We start from the raw sequence: 15285 nt of genomic DNA, 5'->3' as shown, positions 1-15285 counted from the left end.
GAGTGGCTACAAACGGCATATAATTAGTTTTTTTAATTAAATGCCCTCGGGCTTGGTTTTACCGTGTTCATTGCCTTCCAAACCTATTAGAATACAGTTTGTTTTAAATTATTATCCTGCGATACCTTCACTCCCATCTCAACGGAGAACCAGACTATGTCCGATTCGGTTAATCGTCGTACTTTTCTCGGTCAATCGGCGGCGGCAGCCACTGCTGCGAGCTTCGCGGCACCGGCCATCCTTTCCGCTGCTAATAATGCCCCCAGTGAAAAAGTCACCATTGGCATCATGGGGATGCAACGTGGGCTTGCTCTCGCTAAAATCTTTGGCTCCCTGGATGGTGTCGAAATCAAATATGTCTGTGATACAGATGATACCCGTCTGACCAAAGCTGCCAAAACAGTCGAAAAAGCGACTACAAAGGCACCACAGGCGATCGGGGACTTCCGCAAAATTCTGGACGACAAAGAAGTCGACGCCCTGATCGTCGCCCCCCCCAACCACTGGCATTCCCCCGCCACCATCCTGGGTTGCTCCGCAGGCAAAAACGTCTATGTCGAAAAGCCCTGCAGTCATAACCCCAAAGAAGGCGAAATGATGGTCGCCGCTGCCCGCAAAAACAAAAAAGCGGTTCAGATGGGTAGTCAGCGCCGCAGCAGTGAATCCATCCAGGAAGGGATTCAGAAAGTCAAAGAAGGCGCAATCGGCGATGTCTATCTCGCGCGTGCTTTTTACGAAAGTGCCCGCGGCCCCATCGGCACAGGCAAGCCAGCCGCGGTCCCCGGCGATCTGAATTACGATCTCTGGCAGGGACCTGCTCCCCGTCAGAAATACGTGGATAACCTGATCCATTACAACTGGCACTGGTTCTGGAAGTATGGCAACGGCGAACTGGGCAATAATGGTGTGCACTCTCTGGACCTCTGTCGCTGGGGTCTGGATGTCGACTATCCAACCCGCGTCGTCTCCAGCGGTGGTCGCTACGCCTTCGACGATGATCAGCAGACCCCCGACACACATGTCGTCGGTTACGAATTCGGTGACAACAAACAGATCACCTGGCAGGGTACCAGCTGCAATCGTCATAAGAATGACTTTGTCACCTTCTTTGGCAGTAAAGGGACTCTGATTCTCGGTATCTCCGGTGGTTACCGCATTCTGGACGCCAAGGACAAAGAAATAGAAAAAGTAGACGGCAACCAGGGATTGCGGGAACACGCTCAGAACTTCATTGATGCGATCCGCAATAATGAACCACTTAACCTGAATGCCGAAATCGAGATTGGCCACAAGAGCACACTGCTCTGCCACTTGGGAAATATCGCACACCGCACGGGTCGCACGATGACCTGCGATCCCACCAACGGTCACATCCAGAATGATAAAGAAGCCATGACCCTCTGGACCCGCGAATACGAACCAGGCTGGGAACCCAAAGTTTAAGCTTCCAGCAATAGACGAAACTCAAGGGAGTCGGTCATAGATCGACTCCCTTTTTTAATGCGCTCGCGACAGATATGAAAAAACACCCTCAATCGATTGTGACTGAAGGTGTTTTAAACTGTACTACAGTTAGAGTAGAACGATTTTCAAAGCTTGTCAGCCAGTTTTTTGGCGGCATCCTTAATCTGCTTCGGATTCGTCATGGAACCCAGTTTTTTCGCCTCTTCTGCCAGTTCAGGCTTTCCAGCCTCTTCCAGACTTTCAGGAATACCAAAGAAACTACTGTCGACGACTCCGGATTCGGCAATCGCGTTCAGGCTTGTTTTGACAGCAGATAAATCCTTAGCGGCTGGGGCTTCCTGATTGGCAGGCGATGTTTCACCCGTCCCTCCTCCTCCACAACCGACCAACATGAAACTCAGTATCACACAGGCATAACCCAGTTTATACATCTTGAATGACCCTTTCTAAAGACTTGTAACAACGGTGTTTTACTCATTCTGATTATACGAAAGAAAATCAGCCCGGCAACGGAGGTTGCCGAGCTGATTGCTCAAAGTCATTAAGCAAGCACAGGCTTACTCATTGATGCTGACAGAAGCACCGTCGGCAATTGCTCCCAGTCGCTGCCAATTCAATAAGTCAATATTATCTGACACGAAGTGCACAGAACCATCAGCCATCAGCACATGGGCACCGCCGGTATGACGACTGCGTGCTGCCTGAGCGGCAGGAGCATCACCACCAGCGTGACCACCGTTACCAGTGCTGCAGTCATTATTAGGTGAATTCGGTGTGTTCCAGGTATTGAACCAGCACTCATCTGCTCGCATCCACCGTGATCCACGATGCACATAAAATGCGCCTGCGGAAGCACAGGATGCACCATGAGTCGCCAAGGCTGACTGTGAGGGGAAGGTCGTGTTGTTACCACCTGCGAAGGAAACATTCCGCTGAACATCACCATTTTCACTGAAAGCAGAGGAATTGTTAGATCCCACAATGCGTTCGCCCATGGCAACCACATTTGAGGTCCCATCAAGGATGTCAGACACGCGAGTGATGATGGAGTAACGGGAGAATCCGTTTTGAGAATTCAACGAAACGTTCCACCCCAGACAGGGACCTGCCGACATGTAGTAGTTCAAGTGCCCTTCACCATAGTTGGTATATCGTGGGTCGGAAGGACAACGGAATACACCAATACCAGCATTGCGATTGTTGGTGTTAGGAGCCTCTTCACAGGAAAACTGGAAATCGAACTGGTTGTAGATCGATGCCTGATCCAGGAAAGGCAGCAGCATCGCCTGCTGGCTGAAACCGGTCCAGGGTCTGATTCCGGGAGAACTTCCATGATAATAAGCAGCCAAGGTCATCTGGCCGAAACAACCATGACTTTCATGATAATTGTGTAAAGCTAACCCGAACTGCTTCAGATTATTCTTACACTGTGAACGACGGGCCGCTTCCCGCGCCTGTTGCACCGCTGGTAGCAGCAGCGCAATCAAAATTGCAATGATTGCAATAACAACGAGCAATTCAATCAGCGTGAAAGCTCGTCTCCTTAGTAGGTGTTTCATGTGACTCTCCTGCAGGATAAAAGAAAAAAGCAATATGCGCCAATCAATATAAAAAACAACGCCCGTGTAAAATCTATATTGGCGGCTCGCATGAAAAGAGTGCTGGACTCTGCTCAATGCATATTCCAGCATCGTCTATCTTATGAATTTTTCTTTATAATTCAATATTTTCCACACAAATATGTAGTCAAATTAATTCACATTTACGCAGGATTGTTTTTTTAAAGTATTTAATTATATAGACTTAGTAACAACCGACCACCCATTCACCTTGTACTCGCAACTGAACAGAGTGTCGCGATTTTGATACTTTTCAGGGGTTACCTGAACTCAAATCTGCCCCAATAGAGACTGGCTCCTCTAGTAGATGAGTAGCATTTAACTGCAGCGATTTCACTTCCTGCCGAATTCCTGACGGCCAGTAAACTGATAAGCCATCTACTGTTACACCTTCAGGGATACCCCAGTGAACCCGCAGATCACCAGAAGAAAGATAACTCCCTCCTCCTTTCACCTGTCTTACCTGATCTCCCAAGGAAGTATGCAACACCAGCCGTGCCCCGACGGCATCTCGATTACTTCGAGTACCGATCAAGCGCACGAATATCCAGTTTCCCTCGGCCTGGGTTGTATTTTTGAGAATCGCGGGAGGATCGCTGAAATTCGAGACTGCCAGATCGAGATTTCCATCATCGTTGAAGTCTGCCAGCGCCAACCCTCTGCCGGTATGCGACTGTCCCAGATAGGAACTCTCATCATATTGGATCTGCGCAAATCGCCCTCCCCGATTTTCCAAATAGAGGGGTTTCTGTCGAAAAGGAGAGTTGAGTGAGTAGTACGCAACATGCCCGTTGATCACAAACACATCTTCATCCCCATCCAGGTCGAAGTCGGCACAGACCGTTCCAAACCCTACAAACAGTGTCCCGATCGAAGTGACTCCCGTATCATTACTGACGTGCAGAAACTGGGCATCCCCATCATTCCGATACAAGGCAAACGCTTCTTTCTCGTAGTTCGCAACCCACAGATCTAATAACCCATCCCGGTTATAGTCCATGATATCCACGCCCATGCTCCCGTTTGGCGTCGCCCGGTCATCGACGGCTGCACCATTGATGATGCCTGCTTCTTCGAGTCTCCCCTGCCCGTCATTCAGGTAAAGAAAATTCTCCACCGCATCGTTACAGACATAAACGTCCAGGTCATTATCATTGTCCAGGTCGGCCATGATCACCCCCAGCCCTTTGCCTTCAGGTACCAGCCCCGCTTCATCGGAAGCATCATAAAATGTCCCATCACCCCGGTTATAAAAGACCAGATCCCTCACTCCTTTAAATGAGTGAGGAGAACAGACATCTGGCACCCCTGGCGTGAGATGACACTCCGGATGATTCTGAAAAGACCAGTCAGCATATTGCGCCAGATAGAGATCCAGCAAACCATCGCCATTCAAGTCCCCCCAGCCGGCACTCGATCCCCAGAAACAGTCCCGCAGACCGGCTTCAATAGAGGTTTCTTCAAACGTGCCATCACCCATATTGCGCCAGAGAATCGAACCGCCATATCCGGTGACAATCAGATCCTGAAAGCCGTCATTGTCATAGTCCCCCGCCGAACATCCATTGCTGTAAAAAGCAGACAGATCCATCCCTGCCTGAGTAGTTCGGTCCTTGAACTTGAGCTCCCCTTCATGTCGCAGGAGAATCGAGGGATATCCTCTCGTTGTTTTTTCCTCAAAAGTACCACCGCCCGTATAGAACAGATCGAGTTTGCCATCACGGTCGTAGTCAAAGACCGCCGTACCGCCGCCCAGGGTTTCCAGAATCGCCAGTTCTTCCGCATCTCTGCCGTTACGATACACAAAATCCGATTTCTGCTCAGGCCAGACATCCACAAATTCGGGACGTACGTCTGTTGCAGCGGGCGGGGAGGAAATTTGACCTGTTGCCTCTTGTCTGGTCTGCTGTACTGTTTCTGCAGACTCAGTCTGGCAACCACTGACCCACAGACTTAACCCGGCGCACAGCAGCATTAAGAGACTTCGACAAGACAGCCAATGTCCGTCGCGAGAATTCGGAAAAAGATTGAGCAACAAAATCATGTTCATCAGGGACGGGATTTTTCTTTCTGTTGAAGTAATTGGAAATAACTGAGTAACCGCCGGTCAATTAATTTTTACCTTGGCCTTCAGACTATGGAGTCTGTTCCGGCTTTGTGTCTGAAGCATCTGCCTGTTTACGATGTAATTCTGCCAGCCTTTGAAAATTCTTGCCACGTGACTGATTGCTTTCATAATACCGAGCCAGTTCTATATGCGCTCCGAGGTGATCCGGCTGGTACAGTAACACGCTGTTGAGCCAGACGACCCCCTGCTCTTCGGCGACATAGTTCAGATACATTTTCCCGATCTGAAACCGCAACTCAGGATCAGCGGGTTTCAGTTGAACCTGATCGAGCAACTGCTGAATATTTGCCAGCGCATCATTGGTCTCCTTGATCACCCGGCTGAGTTCTTTTGCTTCTGTCTTCCTGCCCAGGCGACTGTAAACCAGAGCCAGTGAATTCTTGATTCCCAGATCCAGCGGATTGGCCTTAGCGGCAGGCTCCAGCCATTTCAGGGCCGCTTCATAATTTTTATCTGCCAGCTCCAGATTCCCCATCGCCAATTGAGCCGCCGTACGCCCCTCAAACTTGTGATCTCCCATCGCCTGGTATTCAGCCTGCAGCTGCTCGACACTCAACGCCAGAACTTCCCGCAACAGTTGCTTTGCCTCATCATTCCTGTTCATCAATCGCAAACAGCGTGCGATGCCGACTTTGGCCGGAGATTGATTCTCGGTGGAGTCGATGGCCCGCTGGTAATATTCCAGCGCCTCTTCTGTTTTTTTCAATGTCAGCTGAATTCGTCCCAGGCTGTAAGCAGCCGCTGCATACCCGGGATCTTTTTTTAATGTCGTCTGATATTCCGTAATCGCCTCCTGCCAGCCAAGCTTGTGCTCATACATTTTGCCTCGCATGAAATTCGGCAACGGATCATTCGGAAAATCTGCTTCCCACAGCTCGAGGATCTGCAACGCATCGTTGAACTGGTAATTCAAAATACAACTGTTGACATAGGTCTCACAGATATCCTGCACATTGCCTTCTGGTTCGATCAGCATTTCACTCAGATGCATCTGGAGATCTGAATTATTTCCAATCTGTGCTTTGAGTAGCCATTGCTCCTGTTGAAACGCATTCGTCGAACCTGCCAGTTCATAATAGTCTTTCAGCGCAGCATAAGCCTGTTCCATATCTCGTGACTTCCGATAAGCACGAGCCAGCAGAATCCTGGTTCTGGCATTCTGATCATCCAGTGCCTGCGCGTAACCAAGCCATTTCAACGACCGTTCCGGATCACGGGCCAGCAGATTTGATTCCGCACGGTTCTGCAGAAAATCGATCCAGAACCCCCGCGCCCACAGGGGTGAACTCAACACGACTATCAACAATCCAGCTGACAGTAGCATCCGTTTTTTTTGTGTCGTGGAAATGGATTTGTCTTGAGCTTTGTCACTCACGTTACTTGTCAATCGAACAGAGAACCTGTGCTATCAGGCAGGAATAATGAGAAAGAAGCATCGTTGCTTCGCTTGAATAATTTTAGAGGCCCCGCGAATGCATTTCCTGCCCAAAACAGACAATGACCAGCAAAAATACTGATTTAGGCCTGGTTCAGGTCGGTTACCATCCCTGCAGGAATCAACGCCATCCCATTGTAGTGAACACTGCGAGACCTTTCTTGAGCGCACTGCCCCGCATGTATTACGTTTATTAAACCCTCGTCGTTGGTTCTGTGCCCACATGGTTAAATAGTTAATTAAATTTAAAGTGAATATAATCCGATTCAATTCGCCCGTTGTTCCCGGTAGTATCGGATAGACTACCTGGAGCGCATCACATTTAATCATCGCGTCTCTCAATCGATTAGACTCGCTCCAAATGGCCTTGGAGACGCTACAGTAAAACTGGACACAGTCTAGTGCTTTGTCAAGCTACAAATTGAGGGTTGGGGGTGTTGTTTACGTGCTCCGTTGTCGCACTCTCGTGATATCTATCAACCCAAATTATAAAAATGACACTCCACTAGTTGAATCAACACACTTTTTATGTACTGATACCAGGCAGATCGACAGTCTGTGTTTTCATTCCGCGAGCCATTCTCCATGAAATCTTATTTGCTCTTACTCTGCATGCTTTTCATTCCAGCTACCATTTCAGCAGCAGAAATCCAACAGATCTGGCTGACGCATCGCTCACATCAACCGGATAAAATCGTAGTCAACTGGTCCACATCCCTGCCCGGTAACTCCATTGTGTACTTTGGCCTGACCCCTGATTCCATGACAACGGTCAAGGCAGAAGGCTCTACGACACTACATCATGTGGAAATCCCACTCACCGCGCGAGATGCTCTTTACCACTATCGGGTCCAGACGGGAAATCAGTTTTCCGACCTGGCGACCTTCAAAGCATATCCCACTGATTCGCTCCGCGTTGCCATCGTTGCAGACTGGCAGTCGCGCCCCGATCTTTCGAGTCTGTTGAAAGACAATGTCCATCTACTGCTGACCGCCGGGGACAACATCAGCAATCTCTGGCAGACCTGCGGCCCTGGAAAGCCAGACTGCATTCAACCCTACCTCGACCTGATCGGCGCTTATCCAGAACTGTTTCGATCGACGCCCTTTATGCCAATCCTGGGAAATCATGACCGGGAAGTGTATCCCCGAGGTAAAAAGCCGCCGAAACATGCCGTCTATGATGTGGATGCTACCGCCTTTCGCCGCTTCTTTGAACTACCTGATGAAGAATGGAAATGGAAATATGACATCCCTGATTTTAATATCCTGTTCGTCGGCCTTGATTTCAATCACATTTCCGATCTCGGCTCCACCTGGCAGACCTGCCACCCCCTGAATCGGGATTCAAAGCAATATTGCTGGTACGAATCTATTACGCAAAATCCTCCCGGGCATCTGGTGACACTCTATAACGAGCGCAATGCCACCATGCGTAATCAACTTCAGGGAGACTGGGAGCGACTGTTCCAGCGTGGAACGCTCTGTGTGACCGGATTCGGTTATTTTGCCGAACGGGCCGAAGCTGGTGGAGTCACATATTACAATACTTCCCTCAGCGGCACAGGGGCGCAGTACGCCGACCCGCATGCAAAATTTCTGGCCGGCAAAGACAGCTATCTGCTGTTGCACAGTGATCGAAATTCGGGTGTGCTGACCGTGGAACTGAAAAGTCTGAAAAATGAAGTGCTGGATCGCCAGCGTTTTCCCCCGCGATCAAAAAAGTAATCTGATCTGCAGATGTAGTTTTCTCGCACCAGTCCCGTCCTGATACGAATGGCCTGCAATAGGTTACTCATCTGCCCCGAAAGAAAACTGATGATTCAGTTCTGGTATCTCATCGGGAACAGAAAAGTACATGTCATCCCGGGTTTTTTCCTGACGACTTAATTTGTGCAGCTGATCGGGCTGCAGCGCATGCGGCATCAGTGAACAGCCGGTCAAAAACAGTGACAGACCGGGAAGAACCAGTATCAGACACACTCGAATCGGAACGTTCATTTTGATATTTCCATAGGGAGAATTAACAGCTTGTCCGTCTGTAAGACGTCAGTCCTGCGCACTCTGATGCGGATTCAAATCGCGTTCCGGAATATGATCGGGAACGGAGAAATAAGTGTCCTGGCGGGGTGCCGGACCACGATTCAGTTTATGCCACTGACCGGGCTGCAGCGCATGCGGCAACATTTCACAACCGGAGGCAAAGAAGGACAGGCTGGGAATGATCACTATGATGAGTGCTTTTGAGAGAACTTTCATTGAGAGAATCCCGTTTAATTTTCTAGAGTTTGTTCAATTCACTTTCACGCCTTTCCGACTCAATCCAGACGCTTTACGCAGAACGGAAACGCACCTGAACAGGCGATGATTCCCTTCACTCGCGCGCAGGCAAAAAAGGCGAACCTGTTGCTCGTCTTTCAAAAAAGTGAATTTCAAGGGTGACTATTTGGATTGAGAAGTGAGAGATGAGACACGGATTCTAGTCAGACACCACCAGACTGCCAATACCGTTTTACATGCAAAATCTGCCGGTCAAAATGTTATCCCGGTGTTTTTTGATTGCGATATTCCTGCAACTGCTGTTTTAACTGTATCACCAATGCCATTGCAGATTCATTTTCGGGCATAAAACGGCTGCTGGCATACTTCTGATACCACTGCGACACAGTCTGATTCTGAATCCGTCGGGAAAACTGCGTCAATGTTTCACCAGGCTTCCGGACCAGTTTCTGTTTTACCAGCAGGCGATCCATCTGCGCCAGCAGCAGATGCAGTTCCTGAATATGGACCGGATTTTGCTTAAAGGCAGCCCGCTCCTGTAATATTTTCAAAATGAGACGAAACATCCACTGAAAAACAAACCAGAGCACCACCCCCAGAACCAGCAGCAACAAAGGCAGCTGCGCTTCCGACAATGCCAGGAGCCACTGGCCCTGCTGTAATGCTGTTTTCAGGCGGGCGAACTGGCCGATAAAGGCTTCCCAGTACTGGCGTGTTCCACTGGGTGCATAATATTCAGGTTGCCCCGCAGCAGGTGTCGACTCTACGGTCACCCAGCCACGTTCTGTATCCCAGGCTTCAACCCAGGCATGAGCATGTCGATTTCGGGCCACCCAATACTGATCGTAATGATTTCGCTCCCGCACAATATAACCAGTAACATACCGGCACGGAACACCAGCCAGCCTTAACAGTAACGCGGTCCCGGATGCAAAATACTCGCAGTGGGCTTTGGGCTTTTCCAGTAGGAAGTAGGTAATGGGATCGACTCGCGGCGGTATTGAAATCCCCAGTCCATACTCATAGTTATTCTGAAAGTACGCTTGAACCCGTTCGATCTTCGCAGCCGGTGTCTTACAGCCTGCAAAAACCTCTTGTGTCAGTATCTGAATCTCTGACGAAATATTGTAAGGTACCTGCAACAGCCGCTTCAAAGCCTGTTCCGATTCGGGACGATGTGGCAACTGGTGACGCGGATAATAAAGCGAGTAGGGAAATCCACTTTCCATTGAACGCGATGTCAGGATATCCTGGCTGTCAAACTGCACGCTGTCGGCAACGGCATAAACCAGTGGCGTGTTCAGGGGAGCAAAAATATGCCCTGGCACTTCAGACCAGACCTGATATTCGATCCAGTTTGATGACTTGGCCTGCCCGATCTGAAACCAGGTTCCATCCTGAGGCACGGTAGCCTGCACACCAGCAGGAGGAACCGCAATGATGGCAGCATTATGATTTCCAATTTCGGAATGCCACTCGGAGTTGAAAAACTGCACGAAGGCCCGCCCGCGAAAGTAGCCTGGCTCATCAGTTGACTGCACGCGCAGTTTGACCTGCTCAGCCCCCGCATCAAACTGTTTACTCAGACTCCCGAGTCGTGAAATCGTCGAAAATCCGGCACGCGATGCCACTCCTCCTGTTCGCGGTTCGATCAGCCGGTAATACAACTGATCCAGTTCGCGTTCGTACCGATCTAAACCCGTCGCCGTCAACCAGCCCATCAGACAGATCACCCCGAAAATACCAGCTCGAATCATATACACTGACCAGCGTTTCTTCACCGTCTTGACGGGCTTCCGCACTGCATGTCCAAACTGATAGAACACCCCCGTCAACAGGATGTAACCAAAGACCAGTACCTGGTAATACTGGCCCTTCGATCCATAAACTAAAATGTCTCCGATCAGAATAAACGTTACGATTCCAAACAGAGGAAACGAATTTGGCAGAAAACGGTCAAAGTGACTGTCGAACATCTGACGCAGTTGCACGGTGATGACAAATTGCGCCGCTGCATAAGCCAGAGGTGTGCGGATCGCCAGACGGTCCAGGCCAAATTCATGCTGATACATCATGTATTTGGCCATAAACAGAATGGCCAGAATGCTGGTCGTCCAGAATACCTGACGTCGTGAAAACGGATACCGTAGCAGAGCAGCATACGAGAGCGCAGCCAGTAAGATGATACTGAAAGGGAAAAACAGTGTCTCAGATAGAATTCCGAAAGTAGCACATTCCAGGCTGATCATCGTAAACGCGATAGTACGTTGCCCATTCATACCGATTCCACCTTCCCCCTCGCGATGTCGTCCGGGGTAAACTGGTAAGCGGGTCCAAACTCATCCGCATTATAAGGCAGGGTCGTTTCACCTTCATGAATGATGATGGCCTTCAGACTCGAACCGGAATCCAGAACGGCGCGTGCCATCTGCTCCCGCTGTTCGTCCCAGTCCAGAAAAATGCAAACGGCTGTCGAGACATTGGACAACTCTTCAAAGACAGCCGGACCAATCGTCTCGAACGGATCATCCAGACAGCGGTCTACACATGACAGGATCTCCAGTACATTGTCAAAGTGCGCGGTATGCCGGCCGGCACGAAACACATACAACTCCGGGCCCGCAGCGAACAGATCGATCAGATATTCTCCGCGCGACAGAGCATCTGCAATCGATGCTGTCAGACTGATTCCCGCTTCGAGAACATTCATTGGCTGCTTCTCAGTAGAAATGGGCTGATATCGCTGACCAATTGCTTTCAGCTTCTCAATCAGCCACGGATCGGGGGGCATATAAGTATCCAGAATCAAAGCAACCCGACAATAATATTCTTCTTGATACTCTCGGACCACAGGCTTACCCAGCCGCGCCCACGAACGAAAATCCAGACGCCGGGCGGGCTCACCCGGGACATATTCCCGGTTTCCAACATACTCCGGTGATTCACCCACGTTGGATGTCAACGCGATTCCTCCCGGTTGGAACTTGCTCCCCACTGGCAGATCGACACTGGTCAACTGATGAAAAGCAGGCAGTACCAGCAGTGATTTTCCAGGTAATGCCGCATTTCCGGAACGATTAAGATGAAACGGGAACAGCGTATGAACGCCTAGCTTAGGCAACGCGTAAAATCCGCGCTGCGGGGCATTGATAGTGACAGTAACATCGACCGATTCCCCTCGCGACAGACATCCCAGTGTGTCGTCTCGATCCGTCTGCGACAGTGGTCGTTCCAGCCAGCGAAATGCAACGGCCATATCATAAATGGGAAACCAGCCCCGGTTCGTCACGGTGAAATGTCCGACGGCTGGCTGGCCGGCGGTCGTCTGAGCAGGAAAATCCCCCTTCAGATCACAGCGGGGACGAAAGATCCACGAAGCGATTCCGTCTACCAGAATCAACGCCATCAGCACGCTGAACAGGTTATAAATGGGGACGGAAACAGAAATTGTGCCGATGCCTGACAGAAAGAATCCAAACAGCAGGATCTTCCCCGGATAGGTCATGCGATAATACCAGTAATGCTTGTGCATCCGCACGAGCAGCAGGCGATTGGTAAAGGAATCTTTTTTTCTGATCTTCGATGAATAAGGATCGTATTCCGAGACATGCATAACTGAATCAACGTTTCACTTTGATAGATCCGGGCTGCCTCCGTTCGAATCACCTTGATCATTCATAATCGGGCTACGTAGGCACTTTTACTTTATTCACGATATCCTTCACGACATCCAGTTTGGTAATACTGCTGTATTTTGCTTTCGAGGTTAAAATCAGCCGGTGCGCCAACACATACTCAGCCATATGCTGCACATCATCTGGCAATACATAATTTCGACCTTTCAGAAACGCAATTGCCTGGGATGCCCGAAACAGCATCAGCGAACCACGGGGGCTGACGCCTAATTTTAATCGGGGATCATTGCGCGTGGTATTCACCAGGTCAATCATATAGCGAGCCACACTTTGATCAACGTGTACCGTTTTCACCTGGTCCTGCATTTGAACCACTTCCTCGTGATTCAAAACCCGTTCCAGATGGTCGACTGGATGCTCCGTCGACTGCGAAAATAAAATATCGATTTCATTTTCTGCATCAGGATAACCCAGCTGCAGGTGAATCAGAAAGCGGTCCAGCTGCGCTTCCGGCAGCGGGTACGTGCCGTGAAAGTCAACCGGATTCTGCGTCGCCAGCACGAAGAAAGGAGAAGGCAACAGATAACGCACGCCTTCAATCGTCGCCTGGGCTTCACTCATCGCTTCCAGCAACGCAGACTGTGTCCGCGGAGAAGCACGATTGATTTCATCTGCCAGCAGAATATTACAGAAGATCGGTCCTTCCCGGAAATGAAACGTGCCATCCACGGGATTATAAATCGAAGAACCAAGAATATCTGTCGGCAGTAGATCAGGAGTAAACTGCACCCGGTTGAAAGGGACGTCCAGAGAGCGGGCCAGTGCTTTAGCCAGTGTCGTCTTACCAGTGCCGGGCACATCTTCCATCAGGACCGAACCGTTCGAGAGCAACGCCACCATCATCATGTCGATGCTCTCTGATTTCCCACGTATCACGCTGCTCAGATTTTTTCTTAACAAACTTAGCATCTGAATGAATTTTTCGCTTTGCTCCGGCAACGTGGACTGCGCCATACGAATTCTCAACCATTTATTCTGTTAGATCAGGGAAATGCAGATGCTGATTGCACCTTCGATTCGTGTGTTCCATCACAAAGGCAAGGGATCTATTGGATTATAGCAGATCACAGCAAAATGAAAGCACTCTCACAAAAATATTTCACTTGAATCAAAATCAAATTTGAATATTCCATGAAGATCCACTGCCGCTTATGAGCCAGGTCGCCAGGGTGCCGGTCCACCTGGTTTCGCTTGAAGAAACTTTGCATCGGTCTCCTGGTACCACTTGTGAAGCTGCTTGCGCATCGCAGAGACACGCTCCGGATACTTCGCCGCCAGATCCTGCTTCTCACTTTGATCTTCTTTCAGATGGTACAGGTGCACCTGTCCGTCTTCGAATCGTTCAATCAGTTTCCAGTCACCCACACGAATCGCACCGCCGGGAATGCCTCCCTGATTGGAATAATGCGGGTAATGCCAATACAGGGCATCCCGTTTCAGCGGTTCCTTTCCCTGCAGTAATCGTTTCAGACTCACACCGTCCAGATGCTGTTTCGGCTTCAGAGGCAGTCCTGCCAGATCCAGAATCGTGGGATAAAAATCGGTCGTAATCACAGGTTCCTCGCAGACGCTGCCCGACTCCGTTTCCCCTGGCCAGCGAATCAGAAACACTTCCCGGATCCCCCCTTCATACAGCCAGCCTTTCCCTCCGCGTAAAGGCAGGTTGGATGTGGGTGAACCCTCCGATGTACTCAGCCCCCCATTATCAGCGGTCAACATCACCACCGTATTCTCAGCCACCCCCGACTCTTCCAGCTGACGCAGCACTTTACCGACCGCTTTATCCATCGACTCCACCATCGCCGCATACACGGCATGATTCTGCAGGATCCGTACACGTCGCTGCTCATCGACGGGAAACACCTGCTCTTCGTCTGCGAACTCTTCCTGATCGCTCAGCCCCAGTCGTTTTGCTTTTTCTTTGTATTTGGTCACCAGCGGACCAGGCCCCATCAACGGAGTGTGTACTGAATAAAAGGCGAGATAGGCGAAGAACGGTTCATCCCGGTGTTCATCTATAAACTGAGCCGTCTCGCTCGCCAGGCGATCGGGTAGATGCTCTCCCTTCGGCCCATCCGTCAAACGGGGGTTTCCATAAGGTGAGAAATATTTTCCCCCACCATATGGACCGCCACGATGCCAGCCGCCACGGTTAATGTCAAAACCCTGTTTTTCAGGCCAGAACTCTTGCGTCGGTCCCAGATGCCACTTGCCTGCGAAAAATGTGGAATATCCGTGTTCTTTGAGTGCCTCTGCAATCGTCGTTTCGCTTAAGGGCATTTTGTCGTTGAGTGGCGCAGGCAGGAATTTCCCGGCTCGCTTCCCCGAAAAAAAGTTCGTCGCATCCACGCGGGTCGGATATTTTCCCGTCATAATGCTGTAACGCGTCGGACTGCAGACCGGATTGGCCGCGTATCCGTTGGTAAACCGCATACCGGTCTGCGCCAGTTGATTGATATTTGGCGTCTCATAAAAAGTCTGCGGATTATTGCAACCCACATCCATAAACCCGAGGTCATCCACCAGGATAAACACAAAGTTCAGCGGTTTTTTCTGCTTGGTTTTCTCATCAGCAGACAACGGCATGTCTGCCAGACAAGCGACCGTGATCATCAACAGTAACGTGCAGCGCGACATCAGTTGCATGTTGAAATTCCTCAGAAC

Annotated in this window: 12 protein-coding genes; 2 read left to right on the top strand and 10 right to left on the bottom strand. The window is 50.1% G+C overall.

Annotation, left to right across the window (positions count from 1 at the left end; all coding sequences use genetic code 11):
* Window positions 1–156: 156 nt before the first annotated feature.
* Complete coding sequence (locus Pan161_RS01445) at window positions 157–1443, top strand: Gfo/Idh/MocA family protein (RefSeq protein WP_145223836.1); 1287 nt, start codon at window positions 157–159, stop codon at window positions 1441–1443.
* A 146-nt stretch (window positions 1444–1589) separates the two neighbouring features.
* Here Pan161_RS01445 and Pan161_RS01440 read toward each other — a convergent pair whose 3' ends face one another.
* The 4 genes from Pan161_RS01440 to Pan161_RS01425 all read right to left on the bottom strand — a co-directional run bounded on the left by Pan161_RS01440 (window position 1590) and on the right by Pan161_RS01425 (window position 6586).
* Window positions 1590–1895, bottom strand: coding sequence for a hypothetical protein (locus Pan161_RS01440; RefSeq protein WP_145223835.1), 306 nt, complete (start codon window positions 1893–1895; stop codon window positions 1590–1592).
* Between the two features lie 126 nt (window positions 1896–2021).
* Window positions 2022–3023 (bottom strand): DUF1559 domain-containing protein, encoded by a 1002-nt coding sequence (locus tag Pan161_RS01435; protein ID WP_145223834.1) that lies wholly within the window; start codon window positions 3021–3023, stop codon window positions 2022–2024.
* A gap of 313 nt (window positions 3024–3336) precedes the next feature.
* Window positions 3337–5058, bottom strand: coding sequence for a CRTAC1 family protein (locus Pan161_RS01430; RefSeq protein WP_197995639.1), 1722 nt, complete (start codon window positions 5056–5058; stop codon window positions 3337–3339).
* Between the two features lie 160 nt (window positions 5059–5218).
* Entirely contained in the window at window positions 5219–6586 is a 1368-nt protein-coding gene (locus Pan161_RS01425) for a tetratricopeptide repeat protein (RefSeq protein ID WP_145223832.1), read from the bottom strand.
* A 645-nt stretch (window positions 6587–7231) separates the two neighbouring features.
* Between Pan161_RS01425 and Pan161_RS01420 the strand changes: the two genes are divergently transcribed.
* Entirely contained in the window at window positions 7232–8374 is a 1143-nt protein-coding gene (locus Pan161_RS01420; RefSeq protein ID WP_145223831.1) for a metallophosphoesterase, read from the top strand.
* Window positions 8375–8437: 63 nt separating this feature from the next.
* Here the strand turns inward: Pan161_RS01420 and Pan161_RS01415 are convergent, their stop codons facing one another.
* The 6 genes from Pan161_RS01415 to Pan161_RS01390 all read right to left on the bottom strand — a co-directional run bounded on the left by Pan161_RS01415 (window position 8438) and on the right by Pan161_RS01390 (window position 15267).
* Complete coding sequence (locus Pan161_RS01415; protein WP_145223830.1) at window positions 8438–8647, bottom strand: hypothetical protein; 210 nt, start codon at window positions 8645–8647, stop codon at window positions 8438–8440.
* Window positions 8648–8695: 48 nt separating this feature from the next.
* Window positions 8696–8905 carry a hypothetical protein gene (locus Pan161_RS01410; RefSeq protein ID WP_145223829.1) on the bottom strand — a complete coding sequence of 70 codons (210 nt, stop codon included), beginning with the start codon at window positions 8903–8905 and terminating at the stop codon, window positions 8696–8698.
* A gap of 281 nt (window positions 8906–9186) precedes the next feature.
* On the bottom strand, window positions 9187–11205 hold the full coding sequence (locus Pan161_RS01405) for a transglutaminase-like domain-containing protein (protein ID WP_145223828.1): 2019 nt from the start codon (window positions 11203–11205) through the stop codon (window positions 9187–9189).
* Window positions 11202–12539, bottom strand: a complete 1338-nt coding sequence (locus tag Pan161_RS01400) for a DUF58 domain-containing protein (protein ID WP_145223827.1) — start codon at window positions 12537–12539, stop codon at window positions 11202–11204. Before Pan161_RS01400 ends, Pan161_RS01405 begins: the two co-directional genes overlap by 4 nt.
* 73 nt (window positions 12540–12612) lie before the next feature.
* Window positions 12613–13530, bottom strand: coding sequence for an AAA family ATPase (locus Pan161_RS01395; RefSeq protein WP_145223826.1), 918 nt, complete (start codon window positions 13528–13530; stop codon window positions 12613–12615).
* A 240-nt stretch (window positions 13531–13770) separates the two neighbouring features.
* Window positions 13771–15267: a sulfatase gene (locus Pan161_RS01390; protein ID WP_197995637.1), complete on the bottom strand. Its 1497-nt coding sequence runs from the start codon at window positions 15265–15267 to the stop codon at window positions 13771–13773.
* Window positions 15268–15285 lie beyond the last annotated feature (18 nt).

The sequence above is a fragment of the Gimesia algae genome (genome assembly GCF_007746795.1).
GTDB classification, from domain to species: Bacteria; Planctomycetota; Planctomycetia; order Planctomycetales; family Planctomycetaceae; genus Gimesia; species Gimesia algae.
Note: the sequence above shows the minus strand (reverse complement) of the source record. Positions and strands in the feature narration are given on the sequence as shown.

Excerpts from the sequence above, each read along its gene's own strand:
- Pan161_RS01445 (WP_145223836.1), top strand. The coding sequence starts at position 157 with ATGTCCGATTCGGTTAATCGTCGTACTTTTCTCGGTCAATCGGCGGCG.
- Pan161_RS01395 (WP_145223826.1), bottom strand. The coding sequence starts at position 13,530 with ATGCTAAGTTTGTTAAGAAAAAATCTGAGCAGCGTGATACGTGGGAAA.
- Pan161_RS01415 (WP_145223830.1), bottom strand. The coding sequence starts at position 8,647 with ATGAACGTTCCGATTCGAGTGTGTCTGATACTGGTTCTTCCCGGTCTG.
- Pan161_RS01420 (WP_145223831.1), top strand. The coding sequence starts at position 7,232 with ATGAAATCTTATTTGCTCTTACTCTGCATGCTTTTCATTCCAGCTACC.
- Pan161_RS01400 (WP_145223827.1), bottom strand. The coding sequence starts at position 12,539 with ATGCATGTCTCGGAATACGATCCTTATTCATCGAAGATCAGAAAAAAA.
- Pan161_RS01405 (WP_145223828.1), bottom strand. The coding sequence starts at position 11,205 with ATGAATGGGCAACGTACTATCGCGTTTACGATGATCAGCCTGGAATGT.
- Pan161_RS01440 (WP_145223835.1), bottom strand. The coding sequence starts at position 1,895 with ATGTATAAACTGGGTTATGCCTGTGTGATACTGAGTTTCATGTTGGTC.
- Pan161_RS01430 (WP_197995639.1), bottom strand. The coding sequence starts at position 5,058 with ATGCTGCTGTGCGCCGGGTTAAGTCTGTGGGTCAGTGGTTGCCAGACT.
- Pan161_RS01410 (WP_145223829.1), bottom strand. The coding sequence starts at position 8,905 with ATGAAAGTTCTCTCAAAAGCACTCATCATAGTGATCATTCCCAGCCTG.
- Pan161_RS01390 (WP_197995637.1), bottom strand. The coding sequence starts at position 15,267 with ATGCAACTGATGTCGCGCTGCACGTTACTGTTGATGATCACGGTCGCT.
- Pan161_RS01435 (WP_145223834.1), bottom strand. The coding sequence starts at position 3,023 with ATGAAACACCTACTAAGGAGACGAGCTTTCACGCTGATTGAATTGCTC.